This window comes from Pantoea sp. ABR1s (assembly GCF_057812235.1).
Genome location: NZ_CM173823.1, coordinates 477,920 through 494,997, shown reverse-complemented (window position 1 = coordinate 494,997; position 17,078 = coordinate 477,920). Strand labels below are relative to the sequence as shown.

At 53.6% G+C, this 17,078-nt stretch carries 14 protein-coding genes, 1 tRNA gene and 3 rRNA genes; 14 read left to right on the top strand and 4 right to left on the bottom strand.

Annotation, left to right across the window (positions count from 1 at the left end):
- The first annotated feature begins 90 nt into the window (after positions 1-90).
- The 14 genes from msrP (at position 91) to ACXKZD_RS02360 (ending at position 13,237) form a co-directional block, all read left to right on the top strand.
- Positions 91-1,095: a protein-methionine-sulfoxide reductase catalytic subunit MsrP gene (gene msrP, locus ACXKZD_RS02425; RefSeq protein ID WP_010256016.1), complete on the top strand. Its 1,005-nt coding sequence runs from the start codon at positions 91-93 to the stop codon at positions 1,093-1,095.
- Positions 1,096-1,701 (top strand): protein-methionine-sulfoxide reductase heme-binding subunit MsrQ, encoded by a 606-nt coding sequence (msrQ, locus tag ACXKZD_RS02420; protein ID WP_033787987.1) that lies wholly within the window; start codon positions 1,096-1,098, stop codon positions 1,699-1,701. It abuts the gene before it with no gap.
- A gap of 232 nt (positions 1,702-1,933) precedes the next feature.
- Positions 1,934-2,386 carry a type II 3-dehydroquinate dehydratase gene (gene aroQ, locus ACXKZD_RS02415; RefSeq protein WP_191920358.1) on the top strand — a complete coding sequence of 151 codons (453 nt, stop codon included), beginning with the start codon at positions 1,934-1,936 and terminating at the stop codon, positions 2,384-2,386.
- 25 nt (positions 2,387-2,411) lie between these two features.
- Positions 2,412-2,873 (top strand): acetyl-CoA carboxylase biotin carboxyl carrier protein, encoded by a 462-nt coding sequence (gene accB, locus ACXKZD_RS02410; protein WP_010256009.1) that lies wholly within the window; start codon positions 2,412-2,414, stop codon positions 2,871-2,873.
- Positions 2,874-2,884: 11 nt separating this feature from the next.
- Complete coding sequence (gene accC, locus ACXKZD_RS02405; protein WP_010256007.1) at positions 2,885-4,234, top strand: acetyl-CoA carboxylase biotin carboxylase subunit; 1,350 nt, start codon at positions 2,885-2,887, stop codon at positions 4,232-4,234.
- 72 nt (positions 4,235-4,306) lie between these two features.
- Positions 4,307-4,549 carry a YhdT family protein gene (locus ACXKZD_RS02400; protein WP_010256005.1) on the top strand — a complete coding sequence of 81 codons (243 nt, stop codon included), beginning with the start codon at positions 4,307-4,309 and terminating at the stop codon, positions 4,547-4,549.
- Entirely contained in the window at positions 4,539-5,984 is a 1,446-nt protein-coding gene (gene panF / locus ACXKZD_RS02395) for a sodium/pantothenate symporter (RefSeq protein ID WP_010256003.1), read from the top strand. The genes ACXKZD_RS02400 and panF overlap by 11 nt, the downstream gene beginning before the upstream one ends.
- A gap of 16 nt (positions 5,985-6,000) precedes the next feature.
- Entirely contained in the window at positions 6,001-6,882 is an 882-nt protein-coding gene (gene prmA / locus ACXKZD_RS02390; protein WP_010699821.1) for a 50S ribosomal protein L11 methyltransferase, read from the top strand.
- A gap of 367 nt (positions 6,883-7,249) precedes the next feature.
- Positions 7,250-8,215, top strand: a complete 966-nt coding sequence (gene dusB, locus ACXKZD_RS02385; protein WP_008925814.1) for a tRNA dihydrouridine synthase DusB — start codon at positions 7,250-7,252, stop codon at positions 8,213-8,215.
- A 23-nt stretch (positions 8,216-8,238) separates the two neighbouring features.
- Complete coding sequence (gene fis, locus ACXKZD_RS02380; RefSeq protein ID WP_003855228.1) at positions 8,239-8,535, top strand: DNA-binding transcriptional regulator Fis; 297 nt, start codon at positions 8,239-8,241, stop codon at positions 8,533-8,535.
- 543 nt (positions 8,536-9,078) lie between these two features.
- Entirely contained in the window at positions 9,079-10,104 is a 1,026-nt protein-coding gene (locus ACXKZD_RS02375; protein WP_010255984.1) for an amino acid ABC transporter substrate-binding protein, read from the top strand.
- Positions 10,105-10,172: 68 nt separating this feature from the next.
- Entirely contained in the window at positions 10,173-11,351 is a 1,179-nt protein-coding gene (locus ACXKZD_RS02370; protein ID WP_488981841.1) for an amino acid ABC transporter permease, read from the top strand.
- Positions 11,352-11,366: 15 nt separating this feature from the next.
- Positions 11,367-12,467, top strand: coding sequence for an amino acid ABC transporter permease (locus tag ACXKZD_RS02365; protein WP_010255980.1), 1,101 nt, complete (start codon positions 11,367-11,369; stop codon positions 12,465-12,467).
- 8 nt (positions 12,468-12,475) lie between these two features.
- On the top strand, positions 12,476-13,237 hold the full coding sequence (locus tag ACXKZD_RS02360) for an amino acid ABC transporter ATP-binding protein (RefSeq protein ID WP_010699823.1): 762 nt from the start codon (positions 12,476-12,478) through the stop codon (positions 13,235-13,237).
- 194 nt (positions 13,238-13,431) lie between these two features.
- On the opposite strand, the gene rrf (ACXKZD_RS02355) is transcribed toward ACXKZD_RS02360, so the two are convergent.
- The 4 genes from rrf (ACXKZD_RS02355) to ACXKZD_RS02340 all read right to left on the bottom strand — a co-directional run bounded on the left by rrf (ACXKZD_RS02355) (position 13,432) and on the right by ACXKZD_RS02340 (position 16,894).
- Positions 13,432-13,547: ribosomal RNA gene (rrf, locus tag ACXKZD_RS02355) — 5S ribosomal RNA — on the bottom strand.
- A 34-nt stretch (positions 13,548-13,581) separates the two neighbouring features.
- A tRNA-Thr gene (locus ACXKZD_RS02350) sits at positions 13,582-13,657 on the bottom strand.
- Between the two features lie 14 nt (positions 13,658-13,671).
- Positions 13,672-13,787: ribosomal RNA gene (gene rrf / locus ACXKZD_RS02345) — 5S ribosomal RNA — on the bottom strand.
- Positions 13,788-13,985: 198 nt separating this feature from the next.
- Positions 13,986-16,894: ribosomal RNA gene (locus ACXKZD_RS02340) — 23S ribosomal RNA — on the bottom strand.
- Between the last annotated feature and the right edge of the window lie 184 nt (positions 16,895-17,078).

Genomic DNA, 17,078 nt, shown 5'->3' with positions numbered 1-17,078 from the left:
CCAGGAAATTTCACATTTTCAGGGCGAAACTGGCTGATATCAGTAATAGTCATCATGCTGGTTAATGACATCCTGTCTGGAGAAGGCACCATGAAACGCACACCCCGTCTGACCGAAGCCGACGTAACGCCGGAAAGCATTTTTAACATGAAGCGCCGCCAGGTGCTGAAAACGCTGGGACTGAGCGCAGCGGCGATGGGTATGCCGGGCGTGGCGCAAGCCGATATTCTCAGCTGGTTCAAAGGCAACGATCGCCCACCCGCGCCAGCAGGCCGGCCGCTGGACTTTACCAAACCAGCGCAATATCAGGCCGATCTGACCTTAACGCCTGCGGATAAAGTTTCCGGCTATAACAACTTCTATGAGTTCGGGCTGGATAAGGCCGATCCGGCCGCCAATGCCGGTACGCTGAAAACAGAACCCTGGAAACTGACCATTGATGGCGAAGTGGCTAAACCCGTGACCCTGGATATGGATGACATCTTTAAACGGTTTGCCATGGAGCAGCGAATCTATCGCATGCGCTGCGTGGAGGCCTGGTCGATGGTGGTGCCCTGGATAGGCTTTGAGCTGAATAAGCTTATCTCTCTGGCGGAACCCACCAGCAAAGCGCGTTTTGTCGCCTTCCAGACGCTGTACGATCCTGAGCAGATGCCAGGTCAGAAAGATCGCTTTATTGGCGGCGGACTCAATTATCCCTATGTCGAAGGTTTACGTCTGGATGAAGCCATGCATCCGCTGACCATTCTGACCACCGGCGTCTATGGCAAAGCGCTGCCGCCGCAGAATGGCGCGCCGATTCGCCTGACGGTGCCGTGGAAATATGGTTTTAAGGGCATTAAGTCGATTGTCAAAATCACCCTGACCGCAAATCAGCCACCAACGACCTGGAACCAGATCGCCGCAGATGAATATGGTTTTTATGCCAATGTGAATCCGCATGTTAATCATCCACGCTGGTCGCAGGCCACTGAGCGATTTATTGGCCCGGGCGGCAGTCTGAAGGTCGAACGTCAGCCAACGCTGCTGTTTAACGGCTATGCCGAACAGGTTGCGTCGCTCTATCGTGGCCTGGATTTACGGGAGAATTACTAGGTGGTACGCCTGTCGATAAAACAGATCACCTGGCTTAAGGTGATTCTGCATCTGGCGGCCCTGTTGCCGCTGGTTTATCTGGTTCTTGCCGCGATGCAGGGCGGCCTGAGTGCGGATCCGGCAAAAGATATTCAGCATTTTACCGGCCGCATGGCGCTGAAACTGCTGCTGGGTACGCTGCTGGTCTCACCGCTGGCACGTTATGGCAGGCAACCGCTGTTAATCCGCACCCGGCGTCTGCTTGGCATCTGGACGTTTGTCTGGGCTTCTCTCCATCTGCTGAGCTATTACCTGCTGGAGCTGGGCGCTGACAATCTGCGTCTGCTGGGCAGCGAGCTGATTTCCCGTCCCTATCTGACACTGGGGATTATCAGCTGGCTGATATTACTGGCCCTGGCGCTGACGTCGTTTCAGCGCGCTCAGCGCAAGCTCGGTAAGCGCTGGCAAACCCTGCACAACGCGGTCTATCTGGTGGCCATTCTGGTGCCGATTCACTATATCTGGTCAGTGAAAACCGTGTCACCCCAGCCACTTATCTACGCACTACTTGCTGCAATACTGTTAGCCTGGCGTTACAAAAAATTTCTCAAATGGTGGCCTCGCTAGCGCTTCACCCGTTGTTTTCCTCTGCACTTTTCTGATAAAAGATGTGGCCCGCAGGCCACATCCGATCATCTTCGCAGATAAGACCAGTATTTTGCTGCGAAATGACACGAAACGGATATAATGCCCGGCTTTATTGCTCGTCGGGTCTTCTTTTTCATTCTCAAAGGTGACAAATGAAGATTCGCAAGGTATTTTACGCGATGCCTCAATGATTGCGGGAGATGGCAGCACGATGGCGCATAAATTACATATTCTGCTTTTAAACGGGCCCAACCTGAACCTGTTGGGAACGCGTGAACCTGAGAAGTATGGTCATACCACGCTGCGTCAGATCGTTGACGATTTGACACGTCAGGCAGGCCAGTTGAATGTGGAATTGAGCCACCTGCAAACCAATGCTGAATTTCAGCTGATTGATCGCATTCATGAGGCCAAAGGCAATGTGGATTACATCATTATTAATCCTGCCGCGTTTACCCATACCAGTGTCGCACTACGTGATGCCCTGCTGGCGGTAGAAATACCGTTTATCGAGGTTCATCTCTCCAACGTGCATGCCCGCGAGCCCTTCCGCCATCACTCCTATCTTTCTGATGTCTCTGCTGGCGTGATCTGTGGGCTTGGCGCTGACGGCTACACATGGGCTTTACAAACGGCAGTAAAACGCCTGTCTCAAACTAATTAATCAAACTGAGTACGGAACCCCACTCATGGATATTCGTAAAATTAAAAAACTGATCGAACTGGTTGAAGAGTCTGGCATTTCAGAGCTGGAAATTTCTGAAGGTGAAGAGTCCGTTCGCATCAGCCGTGCACCTGCAAACGTGGGTTACCCGATGATGCAGCAGACTTACGCTGCGCCGGTTCAACAGCCTGCTCTGGCAACAGCTGTTGCTCCTGTTGCAGCGGTTGCAGAAGCGGCACCGGCTGAAATCAGCGGTCACATCGTGCGTTCACCAATGGTAGGGACCTTCTACCGTACGCCGAGCCCGGATGCGAAAGCCTTTGTGGAAGTCGGCCAGAAAGTGAATGCCGGCGATACCTTGTGCATCGTCGAAGCCATGAAAATGATGAACCAGATCGAAGCTGACAAATCAGGTGTAGTGAAAGCTATCCTGGTTGAAAGCGGTCAGCCGGTCGAATTTGACGAGCCACTGGTTATCATCGAGTAACGGGGCAGATCATGCTGGATAAAATTGTTATTGCTAACCGTGGTGAGATTGCGCTGCGCATTCTGCGTGCCTGTAAAGAACTGGGCATCAAGACTGTTGCGGTACACTCAAGCGCGGATCGTGACCTGAAGCACGTGCTGCTGGCAGACGAAACCGTCTGCATCGGCCCGGCGCAGTCAGTTAAAAGTTACCTCAACATCCCGGCGCTGATCTCTGCTGCAGAGATCACCGGCGCGGTGGCGATTCACCCTGGCTACGGCTTCCTCTCTGAGAATGCCGATTTTGCTGAGCAGGTTGAGCGCTCCGGCTTTATCTTTATCGGTCCGAAAGCAGACACCATTCGCCTGATGGGCGACAAAGTCTCTGCGATTAATGCGATGAAGAAAGCAGGCGTCCCAACCGTACCCGGTTCTGACGGTTCGCTGACCGATGATATGGAAAAAAACCGTGCCTTTGCGAAGCGCATCGGTTATCCGGTCATCATCAAAGCCTCTGGCGGCGGCGGCGGTCGTGGTATGCGCGTTGTACGCAGCGACAAAGATCTGGAACAATCCATCAACATGACGAAAGCGGAAGCCAAAGCGGCTTTCAGCAACGACATGGTTTACATGGAGAAGTATCTGGAGAATCCGCGCCACATTGAGATTCAGGTTCTGGCTGACGGCCAGGGCAACGCGATCTATCTGGGCGAACGTGACTGCTCTATGCAGCGTCGTCACCAGAAAGTGGTTGAAGAAGCGCCAGGCCCAGGTATTACTGAAGAACAGCGCAGCTTTATCGGCAATCGTTGTGCCAAAGCCTGTATTGAGATTGGCTATCGTGGCGCAGGTACCTTCGAGTTTCTGTACGAAAACGGTGAGTTCTACTTCATTGAGATGAACACCCGTATTCAGGTGGAACATCCGGTGACCGAGATGATCACCGGTGTGGATCTGATCAAAGAGCAGCTGCGCATTGCTGCGGGTCAGCCACTGTCGATCAAACAGGACGAAGTGGTTATTCGCGGACATGCGGTCGAGTGCCGTATTAACGCTGAAGATCCGGTCACCTTCCTGCCAAGTCCGGGTAAAATCACCCGCTTCCATGCGCCAGGCGGTTTTGGCGTGCGCTGGGAGTCGCATATTTACTCAGGCTACACCGTACCGCCGTATTACGACTCCATGATCGGTAAGCTGATCACCTATGGCGAAACGCGCGACGTGGCTATCGCCCGCATGAAGAATGCGCTGGCGGAACTGATCATCGACGGTATCAAAACCAACGTTGAACTGCAGATGAAAATCATGTCCGACGAAAACTTCCAGCACGGTGGAACCAATATCCACTATCTGGAGAAAAAACTCGGCTTGCACGAGAAGTAAACGCAACGCTGAGTCAGTCAGAGGCCGGTTAATCCGGCCTTTTTCTTTTGCCGCTGGCGTTAAGGTTGAATCATGGATGCTCGTTTTATACAGGCACATAAAGAGGCGCGCTGGTCGCTCTACCTCACCCTGCTCTGGCTCGCTGCCTGGGGGCTTTCTGCCTGGCTGGGTGGCAGTGAAATTGGTATCACCGGCCTGCCGCGCTGGTTTGAACTCTCCTGCCTGTTTGCTCCCCTGTTGTTCATATTCCTGTGCTGGATGATGGTGCGGTTAATTTTCCGCGACATGCCGCTGGAGGACACAAATGAACAGTGAAATTATCCTGCCGTTACTGATTTATCTGGTGTTGATTGCCGCGCTGTCGGTGTTTGCCGTGCGCAAAAGGCGCGAGGGTAGCTTCCTCACTGAATATTTCCTTGGCAGCCGCTCCATGGGCGGATTTGTGCTGGCGATGACGCTCACCACCACCTATATCAGCGCCAGCTCGTTTATTGGTGGTCCCGGTGCCGCCTACAAATATGGGCTGGGATGGGTATTGCTGGCGATGGTGCAGGTGCCCGCCGTCTGGCTCTCGCTGGGTGTACTGGGGAAAAAGTTTGCCATCCTGGCGCGTAAGCATAATGCGGTGACGCTGAATGACATGCTCTACGCCCGCTATCAGAGCCCGCTGCTGATCTGGCTGGCGAGTCTGAGCCTGCTGGTTGCCTTTATCGGTGCCATGACGGTGCAGTTTATTGGCGGCGCGCGGCTGCTCGAAACCGCCGCAGGCATCCCGTATGACACGGGTCTGCTGATTTTTGGCGGCACTATTGCGCTCTACACCGCTTTTGGCGGGTTCCGTGCCAGCGTTCTCAATGACGCCATGCAGGGCATCGTGATGCTGATTGGCACATTTCTGCTGCTGTTCGCGGTGATTCATCAGGCTGGCGGCCTGAGCACGGCCGTGCAGAAACTACATGACATTGATCCCGCTCTGCTGTCGCCGCAGGGACCGGGTGAGATTATAACGCCGACCTTCCTCAGTTCATTTGTCGTGCTGGTCTGCTTTGGGGTGATTGGCTTGCCGCATACTGCGGTGCGCTGCATCTCTTATAAAGACAGCAAGGCAGTCCATCGGGCCATTATTCTGGGTACCATTGTGGTGGTGATCCTGATGCTGGGAATGCATCTGGCCGGTGCGCTGGGCCGGGCGATACTGCCGAATCTGACCGTGCCGGATAGTGTTATACCCACCCTGATGATCACTGTGCTGCCACCGTTAGCTGCCGGACTGTTTCTGGCAGCCCCCATGGCCGCCATTATGTCGACCATTAATGCCCAGCTGTTACAGGCTTCGGCTACGCTGATCAAAGATCTCTATCTGCGTGTTGCCCCACAGCAGATGGAAAATGAGACGCGGCTGCGGCTGTTATCTGGCACCATTACGTTCGCACTGGGTCTCCTGCTGCTGATTGCGGCCTGGAATCCACCCGATATGATTATCTGGCTCAACCTGCTGGCCTTTGGCGGCCTTGAGGCGGTTTTCCTCTGGCCGCTGGTACTGGGTCTCTACTGGGAACGCGCTAATGCCGCAGGCGCCATCACCGGCATGGTGGTGGGTGGAGGCTGCTACGCTTTCCTGGCGAGCCTGAACCTGCAGATTCTGGGTTTTCATCCCATTGTGCCCTCACTGCTTTTAAGCCTGCTGGCATTTTTAGTGGGCAACCTGTTTGGACGCGCGCCGCAAACGGTCGACGCGCCGCAACATTGACGGAAAGAGAGACGTTATGCCGTGGATTCAAATCAAAATTAATAGCTCAGGTGAACACGCGGAAACGCTGAGCGATGCGCTGATGGACATCGGTGCGGTTTCAGTGACCTTTCAGGATACCAACGACACGCCGGTGTATGAGCCGCTGCCAGGTGAAACCCGCCTGTGGGGCGATACCGATGTTATCGGCCTGTTCGATGCAGAAACTGATATGGCCGCGATTACCGCCGAACTGGCGCAGCATCCGCTGCTGGGTGCAGGTTTTCGTCACCGGATCGAGCAGATCGAAGATAAAGACTGGGAGCGCGAATGGATGGAAAACTTCCATCCGATGCGCTTCGGTGAGCGGCTCTGGATCTGTCCGAGCTGGCGTGATGTGCCGGATCCCGATGCCGTCAACGTGATGCTCGATCCCGGCCTGGCGTTTGGGACCGGCACGCATCCGACCACCTCACTCTGCCTTACCTGGCTTGACGGGCTGGATCTGGTGGGCAAAACGGTGATCGATTTCGGCTGTGGTTCGGGGATCCTGGCGATCGCCGCACTGAAGCTGGGCGCGGCTCAGGCGATCGGGATTGATATCGATCCGCAGGCTATTCAGGCCAGCCGGGATAATGCTGAGCGCAACGGCGTCTCTGATCGCCTGTCGCTCTATCTGCCCCACCAGCAACCCGAAAATCTGCAGGCTGATGTGGTGGTGGCCAATATCCTGGCCGGCCCGCTACGTGAACTGGCCCCGCTGATCAGCGTTCTGCCGAAGTCTGGCGGTCATCTGGGCCTCTCGGGCGTGTTAGAGAGCCAGGCAGAGAGCGTCTGCGAAGCGTATGTCAGCGAGTTCACGCTCGACCCGGTTGCGGTTAAAGAGGAGTGGTGCCGGATTACCGGGATTAAATCCTGAATATAGCGCCTGTCTGCCCCCTCTGATATCGCGCTGCCCGTAACAAAGTGCCTTAACAGAACATTCAGCCAGCCCGTAGCGTAAGTTGCGGGCTTTCCCGATTTGAAATGGATGCTTGTATCGTTAATCACGGCATGTGACGTTTTTTATCTGGCGAATTGACGTACTTTTCTGGAAAAACTTTTGCTCACAATTTCAGCATAAATTGTTAAGTAATTGATATTTAAGCTTAATAAATATGCACATCGATCATGACCCGGATTTCATTGATCTTTCTTGCTGATTGTTCAAAGTTTGGCCTTTCATCTTCCTGCAAAAATGCGTAATATACGCCGCCTTGCAGACACAGTATGGCCATTCTGACTTCATGCGTATTGGAAACCTCCAGCTGAGAAATCGACTGATTGCAGCACCGATGGCCGGTATTACCGACAGGCCGTTCAGGGCGCTGTGTCACGAAATGGGTGCAGGCATGGCAGTTTCTGAGATGTTGTCTTCAAACCCGGAAGTCTGGGCTAGCGACAAATCTCGATTACGTATGGTTCACAGCGATGAGCCAGGCATTCGCGCCGTGCAAATTGCCGGTTGCGATCCCAGTGAAATGGCGCAAGCTGCACGCATTAATGTTGAGGCTGGTGCACAGGTCATCGACATTAATATGGGATGCCCTGCCAAGAAGGTTAACCGCAAAATGGCGGGTTCAGCCTTGCTGCAATATCCCACCGTGGTTGAGTCAATTCTCTCCGCAGTGGTTAATGCAGTGAATGTGCCGGTTACGCTGAAAATTCGTACTGGCTGGGATCCTGAAAACAGGAACTGTGTCGCGATTGCCCAATTGGCTGAACGCTGCGGTATACAGGCTCTGACGATACATGGTCGCACTCGTGCCTGCCTGTTCAACGGAGAAGCTGAATATGACAGCATTCGGACAGTTAAGCAGAGTGTCTCCATTCCGATTATCGCGAATGGAGACATAACTGACCCGCATAAAGCCAGAGCGGTGCTCGACTATACAGGGGCCGATGCTCTGATGATAGGACGTGCTGCTCAGGGAAGACCGTGGATCTTCCGGGAAATCCAGCATTATCTGGACACTGGGGAGTTGCTTGCCCCGCTGCCGATGGCAGAGGTCAAGCGCTTGCTTGTTTCGCATATACGTGAGCTGCACGACTTTTACGGTTCAGGCAAGGGATACCGTATAGCGCGAAAGCACGTCTCCTGGTACCTGCAGGAGCACGCCCCGAATGACCAGTTTCGGCGCACATTCAACGCCATTGAGGATGCCAGCGAACAGCTGGAGGCGTTGGAGGCATACTTCGAAAATCTTGCGTAACGAAATAAAGAGCTGAAAGAACTATGTTCGAACAACGCGTAAATTCTGACGTACTGACCGTTTCAACCGTTAACTCACAGGATCAGGTAACTCAAAAACCTTTGCGTGATTCGGTTAAACAGGCACTGAAGAACTATTTTGCTCAACTGAATGGTCAGGATGTGAGCGACCTGTATGAGCTGGTTTTGGCTGAAGTCGAGCAGCCTCTGTTGGACATGGTGATGCAGTATACCCGTGGCAATCAGACCCGTGCTGCCCTGATGATGGGTATCAACCGCGGTACGCTGCGTAAGAAATTGAAAAAATACGGCATGAACTGATTTTTAGTTCTGTCTGTAAATCACGCCAGCCTTCGGGCTGGCGTTTTTATTTGTGCGTCGACGCACAAAGCCACGGTAATGACAGTGAAACAGTTTCCGGTAATATGGTAACTGTAGTTGCAATCGCTGGCGTGATATTTCACCCTCTCGCTTTCGCCCGCTGTGATTTGACTTAGTGCCTGCCTGGCCCTCACCTCGCTTCACATCCCCGCCACTGCTGGGTATGTGACTTTCTGCGCATTAAAAAGCAACGCAATCTCTTCATACATTTCTGCCTGAGTGAATGCTCACACTGCTCCCACATAGTGAAACTATTTGCACTAAATGTGATCGGGTCGACTCGCATTGCTTCCTTTTGGTGCGCCATATTAGCGGAACTTTCTAAGTGCTTCCGATTATTAACCGTTCTTTCATACGAATTCAGGAACCTGCAAACCTGGCATCAGCTTTGCAGAGTCGTGGATGGCTGACCGCCACAGACAGGAAAAACGCACACTAAAGTGCGCAAACATAACAACATGATCCCGCCACACAGGATGCTTTATGAAAAAGATGATGCTCTCTACGCTGATCGCTGCTGCCTCGCTGGTTGCCGTTGCTCAGCAAGCACACGCAGGCACCACACTGGATGCGATAAAGAAAAAAGGTTTTGTTCAATGTGGTATCAGTGACGGCTTGCCGGGCTTCTCCTATGCAGATGCTGGCGGCAAGTTTACCGGTATCGATGTGGATGTGTGTCGTGCGACGGCTGCCGCTGTGTTTGGTGATGCGACCAAAGTGAAATATACCCCGCTGACCGCGAAAGAGCGTTTTACCGCCCTGCAGTCCGGCGAGGTGGATGTGCTTTCACGTAATACCACCTGGACCTCATCGCGCGATGGCGGCATGGGCTTCCTGTTTGCGGGCGTGAACTATTACGACGGTATCGGCTTCCTGACTCACCAGAAGGCCGGCCTGAAAAGTGCGAAAGAGCTGGATGGTGCCACCGTCTGTATTCAGGCGGGAACCGACACCGAGCTGAACGTAGCGGACTTCTTTAAAGCCAACAAAATGCAATATACGCCTGTAACCTTCGACCGCTCTGATGAATCGGCTAAAGCGCTGGATAGCGGACGTTGCGATACGCTGGCATCTGACCAGTCTCAGCTTTACGCATTACGCATTAAGCTGGGCAAACCGGACGAATTTATTGTTCTGCCCGAAGTGATCTCCAAAGAGCCGCTGGGGCCGTTGGTGCGTCGTGGTGATGATGACTGGTTCACCATCGTGAAGTGGTCGCTCTACGCCATGCTGAATGCGGAGGAGATGGGCATCTCCTCGAAGAACGTTGATCAGATGACGGCCAAGCCAACCACACCAGACATGGCACACTTCCTGGGCGCCGAAGGTGATTTTGGTAAGGATCTGAAGCTGGATAACAAGTGGGCCTACAACATCGTCAAGCAGGTGGGTAACTATCAGGAAAGCTTTGACCGTAACGTCGGTAAAGACAGCGCACTGAAGATTGCACGTGGTCAGAATGCGTTGTGGAACCAGGGCGGTATTCAGTACGCACCACCGGTACGTTAACAGACCTCACTAATCGGGCACCCTATTCTGTGGTGCCCTACCCCAGCTTTCGTTACTGAGGTTTCAACATGTCACAACGCCCAACCGTGAAAAGGGATTTTTCATTTGGTAATCCCACGGTTCGCGCCTGGATTTATCAGCTCATCGCCGTCGTCGCGGTGCTTGGTGTGGTGGGTTATCTGGTGCATAACACCATTATTAACCTTGCCAATCGCGGCATTACATCGGGGTTTGGATTTCTTGAGCGCACTGCCGGTTTCGGCATCGTTCAGCATCTGATTGAGTACACTGAGGGAGATACCTACGCGCGCGTGTTTCTGGTTGGATTAACCAACACGCTGCTGGTCTCTGCACTCTGTATTGTTTTCGCTTCGGTTCTCGGATTCGCGGTCGGTCTTGCCCGCCTTTCTGACAACTGGCTGCTGCGGAAACTCTCGAATATCTATATCGAAACCTTCCGTAATATCCCACCCCTGCTGCAAATCTTCTTCTGGTACTTTGCAGTCTTACGCAATCTGCCGGGCCCACGTCAGGCGCTGAATGCTTTTGACCTGGCGTATGTCAGTAATCGCGGACTCTACGTTCCGTGGCCGACCTATGCAGCAGGCAGCTGGCCGTTTGTGATCGCACTGCTTCTGGCCGCGGCTGTGAGCTATGGCCTGTACCGCTTTAACCGTAAACATCAGCTGAAAACCGGTCAGTTACGTCGCACATGGCCCGCTGCCGTTGTGATGCTGATTCTCTTTCCTTTGCTTGCACACATTGGGTTTGGCCCAGCCACGCACTGGGATATGCCACAACTGCGCGGTTTCAATTTCCGTGGCGGCTCGGTGATGATACCGGAGCTGGCAGCCCTGACGCTGGCACTGTCGATTTATACGTCGTCATTTATTGCTGAGGTGATCCGCTCCGGGATTCAGTCAGTACCCTATGGTCAGCATGAAGCGGCGCGATCGCTGGGGCTGCCTAATCCGGTTACGCTGCGCCAGGTGATTATTCCGCAGGCCATGCGCGTCATTATTCCGCCACTGACCAGCCAGTATCTGAACATCGTGAAGAACTCCTCACTCGCCGCCGCTATCGGTTATCCCGATATGGTGTCGCTGTTTGCCGGATCGGTACTGAATCAGACCGGTCAGGCCATTGAGACGATTGCTATCACGATGGGCGTTTACCTGATTATCAGCCTGCTGATATCAATTCTTATGAACTTCTACAACCGCAAAATTGCGCTGGTTGAGCGTTAAGAGAACGGGATAACTATGTCTGTGACTACGCATGAAACGCCCCCCGTCCCGACGACTCTGGTCAGTCGCGCCTGGTTTTGGGCTCGTAAAAACCTGTTTTCCAGCTGGTTTAATACGCTACTGACGCTGTTTTGCATCTGGGTTATCTGGCACGTCATTCCACCCGCGCTGAACTGGCTGGTCTTTCAGGCAAACTGGATCGGCACCACGCGCGCCGATTGCACCAAAGAGGGTGCCTGTTGGGTCTTTATCCATGCTCGTTTCGGCCAGTTCATGTATGGGCTTTACCCGCATGAGTTGCGCTGGCGTATTAACCTGGCGCTGGTGATCGGCCTGCTGTCGATTGTGCCGATGTTCCTGAAGAGCCTGCCGTATCGTGGACGCTACATTGCTGCCTGGGCTGTCATCTATCCGGTGATTGTCTGGTTTCTGCTGTATGGCGGCTATCTGGGGCTGGAACGTGTCGAAACACGTCAATGGGGCGGATTAACGCTGACGCTGATTATTGCGTCAGTGGGTATTGCCGGTGCGCTGCCGCTGGGTATTTTGCTGGCGCTGGGCCGTCGCTCACGCATGCCGGTCGTGCGCACGCTGTCGATTATCTTTATTGAGTTCTGGCGCGGCGTGCCGCTGATTACCGTGCTATTTATGTCATCCGTGATGCTGCCGCTGTTTATGTCTGAAGGCACTAACATCGACAAGCTGGTGCGCGCGCTGGTCGGCGTCATTCTGTTCCAGTCCGCCTATGTGGCAGAGGTGGTTCGCGGTGGCCTGCAGGCACTGCCGAAAGGTCAGTACGAAGCAGCCGAATCTCTGGCGCTGGGCTACTGGAAGACGCAGATGCTGGTTATTCTGCCCCAGGCGCTGAAGCTCACTATTCCCGGCCTGGTCAATACCATCATCGCACTGTTTAAAGATACCAGCCTGGTCATCATCATTGGTCTTTTCGATCTGTTCAGCAGCGTCCAGCAGGCAACGGTCGATCCGACCTGGCTGGGGATGTCGACCGAAGGTTATGTCTTTGCTGCACTGGTCTATTGGATCTTCTGTTTTAGCATGTCGCGCTACAGCCAGTATCTGGAAAAGCGCTTTCACACCGGGCGTACATCGCACTGAGGTTTTACATGACTGACTCTATGACACACTCTTCCGACGCGTTGATGATCTCGCTTGAGAACGTGAATAAATGGTACGGGCAATTCCATGTACTGAAAGACATCAACCTGCAGGTTAAACCCCGTGAACGCATCGTACTGTGCGGACCTTCCGGCTCCGGCAAATCGACGACGATCCGCTGTATCAACCATCTGGAAGAGCATCAGCAGGGCCGCATTGTTGTTGACGGTATCCATCTTAATGATGACGTTCGTAACATTGAGCGCGTGCGCACCGAAGTCGGTATGGTCTTCCAGCACTTCAATCTCTTTCCACATCTGACCGTACTGCAAAACTGCACGCTGGCACCTTCCTGGGTAAGAAAGATTCCAAAGAAGGAAGCTGATGAGCTGGCCATGCACTATCTGCAACGCGTGCGTATTGCCGAGCATGCACATAAGTTTCCGGGCCAGCTCTCTGGCGGACAGCAGCAGCGTGTCGCCATCGCCCGCTCACTCTGTATGAAGCCCAAAATTATGCTGTTTGATGAGCCCACGTCAGCGCTGGATCCTGAGATGGTTAAAGAGGTGCTGGATACGATGATTGGTCTGGCTGAGGATGGGATGACTATGCTATGCGTCACCCATGAGATGGGCTTTGCCAGAACGGTGGCTGACCGGGTGATCTTTATGGATCGGGGAGAGATCGTCGAAGTCGCGCCACCGCAAGAGTTCTTTGCGAATCCAAAATCGGAGCGTACCCGGGCGTTTTTATCGCAGGTTATTCACTGATCAGACGTTCAGTTATCTCACTACCCGGTCTGGTGCCGGGTTTTTTTATGGCCTGAACAGCCGCTTTAATATGCTTACTGACCTGTTGCTGTTATGAATAGACAGACAGATACGCTGTGAAGAGGGAGTTTTATTGCGGTTTGCTACAACGAAAAAAGCCCTTCGCATACGCAAAGGGCTCTCTCTTATTTGATGCCTGGCAGTTCCCTACTCTCGCATGGGGAGACCCCACACTACCATCGGCGCTACGGCGTTTCACTTCTGAGTTCGGCATGGGGTCAGGTGGGACCACCGCGCTACAGCCGCCAGGCAAATTCTTTTATTTACCGAACTCGTGTCTTAACTGGTGCTGATACCCAGAGTCGAACTGGGGACCTCACCCTTACCAAGGGTGCGCTCTACCAACTGAGCCATATCAGCACACTAAATTTGATGCCTGGCAGTTCCCTACTCTCGCATGGGGAGACCCCACACTACCATCGGCGCTACGGCGTTTCACTTCTGAGTTCGGCATGGGGTCAGGTGGGACCACCGCGCTAAAGCCGCCAGGCAAATCTTGGTGCACGAAACGAATCTTTTACGCCATGACCGCGTTGCCATCGCTCAGCCACACCGGTCACATACTTCAGTATGCTCCCGCTGACGTCCTCGCTCTGCGCCTTGTCACGCCGCAAAATCTTTCGTTTCCGCTAATTTTTATCCGGTACAGGCTGAAAATTGTGTCTCTCAAAAACGCCTCTGGCGTTGTAAGGTTAAGCCTCACGGGTCATTAGTACCGGTTAGCTCAACGCATCGCTGCGCTTACACACCCGGCCTATCAACGTCGTAGTCTTCAACGTCCCTTCAGGACTCTCAAGGAGTCAGGGAGAACTCATCTCGGGGCAAGTTTCGTGCTTAGATGCTTTCAGCACTTATCTTTTCCGCACTTAGCTACCGGGCAATGCCATTGGCATGACAACCCGAACACCAGTGGTGCGTTCACTCCGGTCCTCTCGTACTAGGAGCAACCCCCCTCAATTCTCCAGCGCCCACGGCAGATAGGGACCGAACTGTCTCACGACGTTCTAAACCCAGCTCGCGTACCACTTTAAACGGCGAACAGCCGTACCCTTGGGACCTACTTCAGCCCCAGGATGTGATGAGCCGACATCGAGGTGCCAAACACCGCCGTCGATATGAACTCTTGGGCGGTATCAGCCTGTTATCCCCGGAGTACCTTTTATCCGTTGAGCGATGGCCCTTCCATTCAGAACCACCGGATCACTATGACCTGCTTTCGCACCTGCTCGAGCCGTCACTCTCGCAGTCAAGCCAGCTTATGCCATTGCACTAACCTCACGATGTCCGACCGTGATTAGCTGACCTTCGTGCTCCTCCGTTACTCTTTAGGAGGAGACCGCCCCAGTCAAACTACCCACCAGACACTGTCCGCAGCCCGGATTACGGGCCTACGTTAGAACATCAAACATTAAAGGGTGGTATTTCAAGGTTGGCTCCACGCAGACTGGCGTCCGCGCTTCAAAGCCTCCCACCTATCCTACACATCAAGGCTCAATGTTCAGTGTCAAGCTGTAGTAAAGGTTCACGGGGTCTTTCCGTCTTGCCGCGGGTACACTGCATCTTCACAGCGAGTTCAATTTCACTGAGTCTCGGGTGGAGACAGCCTGGCCATCATTACGCCATTCGTGCAGGTCGGAACTTACCCGACAAGGAATTTCGCTACCTTAGGACCGTTATAGTTACGGCCGCCGTTTACCGGGGCTTCGATCAAGAGCTTCTCCTTGCGGATAACCCCATCAATTAACCTTCCGGCACCGGGCAGGCGTCACACCGTATACGTCCACTTTCGTGTTTGCACAGTGCTGTGTTTTTAATAAACAGTTGCAGCCAGCTGGTATCTTCGACTGGCTTCGGCTCGGGGAGCTAGTCCCTCCACCTACGCGCCAGCGTGCCTTCTCCCGAAGTTACGGCACCATTTTGCCTAGTTCCTTCACCCGAGTTCTCTCAAGCGCCTCGGTATTCTCTACCTGACCACCTGTGTCGGTTTGGGGTACGATTCTGTGTTACCTGATGCTTAGAGGCTTTTCCTGGAAGCTGGGCATTTATCACTTCAGCACCGTAGTGCCTCGTCGTCACGCCTCAGCGTTAACAAGCGTCCGGATTTACCTGGACGCTCCGCCTACACGCTTAAACCGGGACAACCGTCGCCCGGCTGATATAGCCTTCTCCGTCCCCCCTTCGCAGTAACACCGAGTACAGGAATATTAACCTGTTTCCCATCGACTACGCCTTTCGGCCTCGCCTTAGGGGTCGACTCACCCTGCTCCGATTAACGTTGAACAGGAACCCTTGGTCTTCCGGCGAGCGGGCTTTTCACCCGCTTTATCGTTACTTATGTCAGCATTCGCACTTCTGATACCTCCAGCATGCCTCACAGCACACCTTCGACGGCTTACAGAACGCTCCCCTACCCAACAACACATAGTGTCGCTGCCGCAGCTTCGGTGCATGGTTTAGCCCCGTTACATCTTCCGCGCAGGCCGACTCGACCAGTGAGCTATTACGCTTTCTTTAAATGATGGCTGCTTCTAAGCCAACATCCTGGCTGTCTGTGCCTTCCCACATCGTTTCCCACTTAACCATGACTTTGGGACCTTAGCTGGCGGTCTGGGTTGTTTCCCTCTTCACGACGGACGTTAGCACCCGCCGTGTGTCTCCCGTGATAACATTCTTCGGTATTCGCAGTTTGCATCGGGTTGGTAAGCCGGGATGGCCCCCTAGCCGAAACAGTGCTCTACCCCCGAAGATGAGTTCACGAGGCGCTACCTAAATAGCTTTCGGGGAGAACCAGCTATCTCCCGGTTTGATTGGCCTTTCACCCCCAGCCACAGGTCATCCGCTAATTTTTCAACATTAGTCGGTTCGGTCCTCCAGTTAGTGTTACCCAACCTTCAACCTGCCCATGGCTAGATCACCGGGTTTCGGGTCTATACCCTGCAACTTAACGCCCAGTTAAGACTCGGTTTCCCTGCGGCTCCCCTATACGGTTAACCTTGCTACAGAATATAAGTCGCTGACCCATTATACAAAAGGTACGCAGTCACCCTGATAAATCAAGGCTCCCACTGCTTGTACGTACACGGTTTCAGGTTCTGTTTCACTCCCCTCGCCGGGGTTCTTTTCGCCTTTCCCTCACGGTACTGGTTCACTATCGGTCAGTCAGGAGTATTTAGCCTTGGAGGATGGTCCCCCCATATTCAGACAGGATACCACGTGTCCCGCCTTACTCATCGAGCTCACAGCTTGTGTGCTTTTGTGTACGGGAGTATCACCCTGTACCCTGCGACTTTCCAGACGCTTCCACTAACACACAAACTGATTCAGGCTCTGGGCTGCTCCCCGTTCGCTCGCCGCTACTGGGGGAATCTCGGTTGATTTCTTTTCCTCGGGGTACTTAGATGTTTCAGTTCCCCCGGTTCGCCTTGCAGCACTATGTATTCATGCTGCAATGATGCACAGAGTGCACCGGGTTTCCCCATTCGGACATCGACGGCTGTAGCGGTTCATATCACCTTACCGTCGCTTTACGCAGATTAGCACGTCCTTCATCGCCTCTGACTGCCTGGGCATCCACCGTGTACGCTTAGTCGCTTAACCTCACAACCCACAGGCGTTTTACAACGCTGCGAATTGCAAGCATTTGAGAGACTCGAACGCATCGCCTTGTCATTCCTTATTACGGAGGAATGACGCGCTGCGTCGTTTCAATTTTCAGCTTGTTCCGGATTGTTAAAGAGCAAATATCTCAAACGCGGCCCGGCTGCTTACGCAACCAAATCGG

Coding starts and splice junctions, on each gene's coding strand:
- msrP (WP_010256016.1), top strand. CDS start 91: ATGAAACGCACACCCCGTCTGACCGAAGCCGACGTAACGCCGGAAAGC.
- aroQ (WP_191920358.1), top strand. CDS start 1,934: ATGGCGCATAAATTACATATTCTGCTTTTAAACGGGCCCAACCTGAAC.
- accB (WP_010256009.1), top strand. CDS start 2,412: ATGGATATTCGTAAAATTAAAAAACTGATCGAACTGGTTGAAGAGTCT.
- accC (WP_010256007.1), top strand. CDS start 2,885: ATGCTGGATAAAATTGTTATTGCTAACCGTGGTGAGATTGCGCTGCGC.
- ACXKZD_RS02400 (WP_010256005.1), top strand. CDS start 4,307: ATGGATGCTCGTTTTATACAGGCACATAAAGAGGCGCGCTGGTCGCTC.
- panF (WP_010256003.1), top strand. CDS start 4,539: ATGAACAGTGAAATTATCCTGCCGTTACTGATTTATCTGGTGTTGATT.
- prmA (WP_010699821.1), top strand. CDS start 6,001: ATGCCGTGGATTCAAATCAAAATTAATAGCTCAGGTGAACACGCGGAA.
- dusB (WP_008925814.1), top strand. CDS start 7,250: ATGCGTATTGGAAACCTCCAGCTGAGAAATCGACTGATTGCAGCACCG.
- fis (WP_003855228.1), top strand. CDS start 8,239: ATGTTCGAACAACGCGTAAATTCTGACGTACTGACCGTTTCAACCGTT.
- ACXKZD_RS02375 (WP_010255984.1), top strand. CDS start 9,079: ATGAAAAAGATGATGCTCTCTACGCTGATCGCTGCTGCCTCGCTGGTT.
- ACXKZD_RS02370 (WP_488981841.1), top strand. CDS start 10,173: ATGTCACAACGCCCAACCGTGAAAAGGGATTTTTCATTTGGTAATCCC.
- ACXKZD_RS02365 (WP_010255980.1), top strand. CDS start 11,367: ATGTCTGTGACTACGCATGAAACGCCCCCCGTCCCGACGACTCTGGTC.
- ACXKZD_RS02360 (WP_010699823.1), top strand. CDS start 12,476: ATGACTGACTCTATGACACACTCTTCCGACGCGTTGATGATCTCGCTT.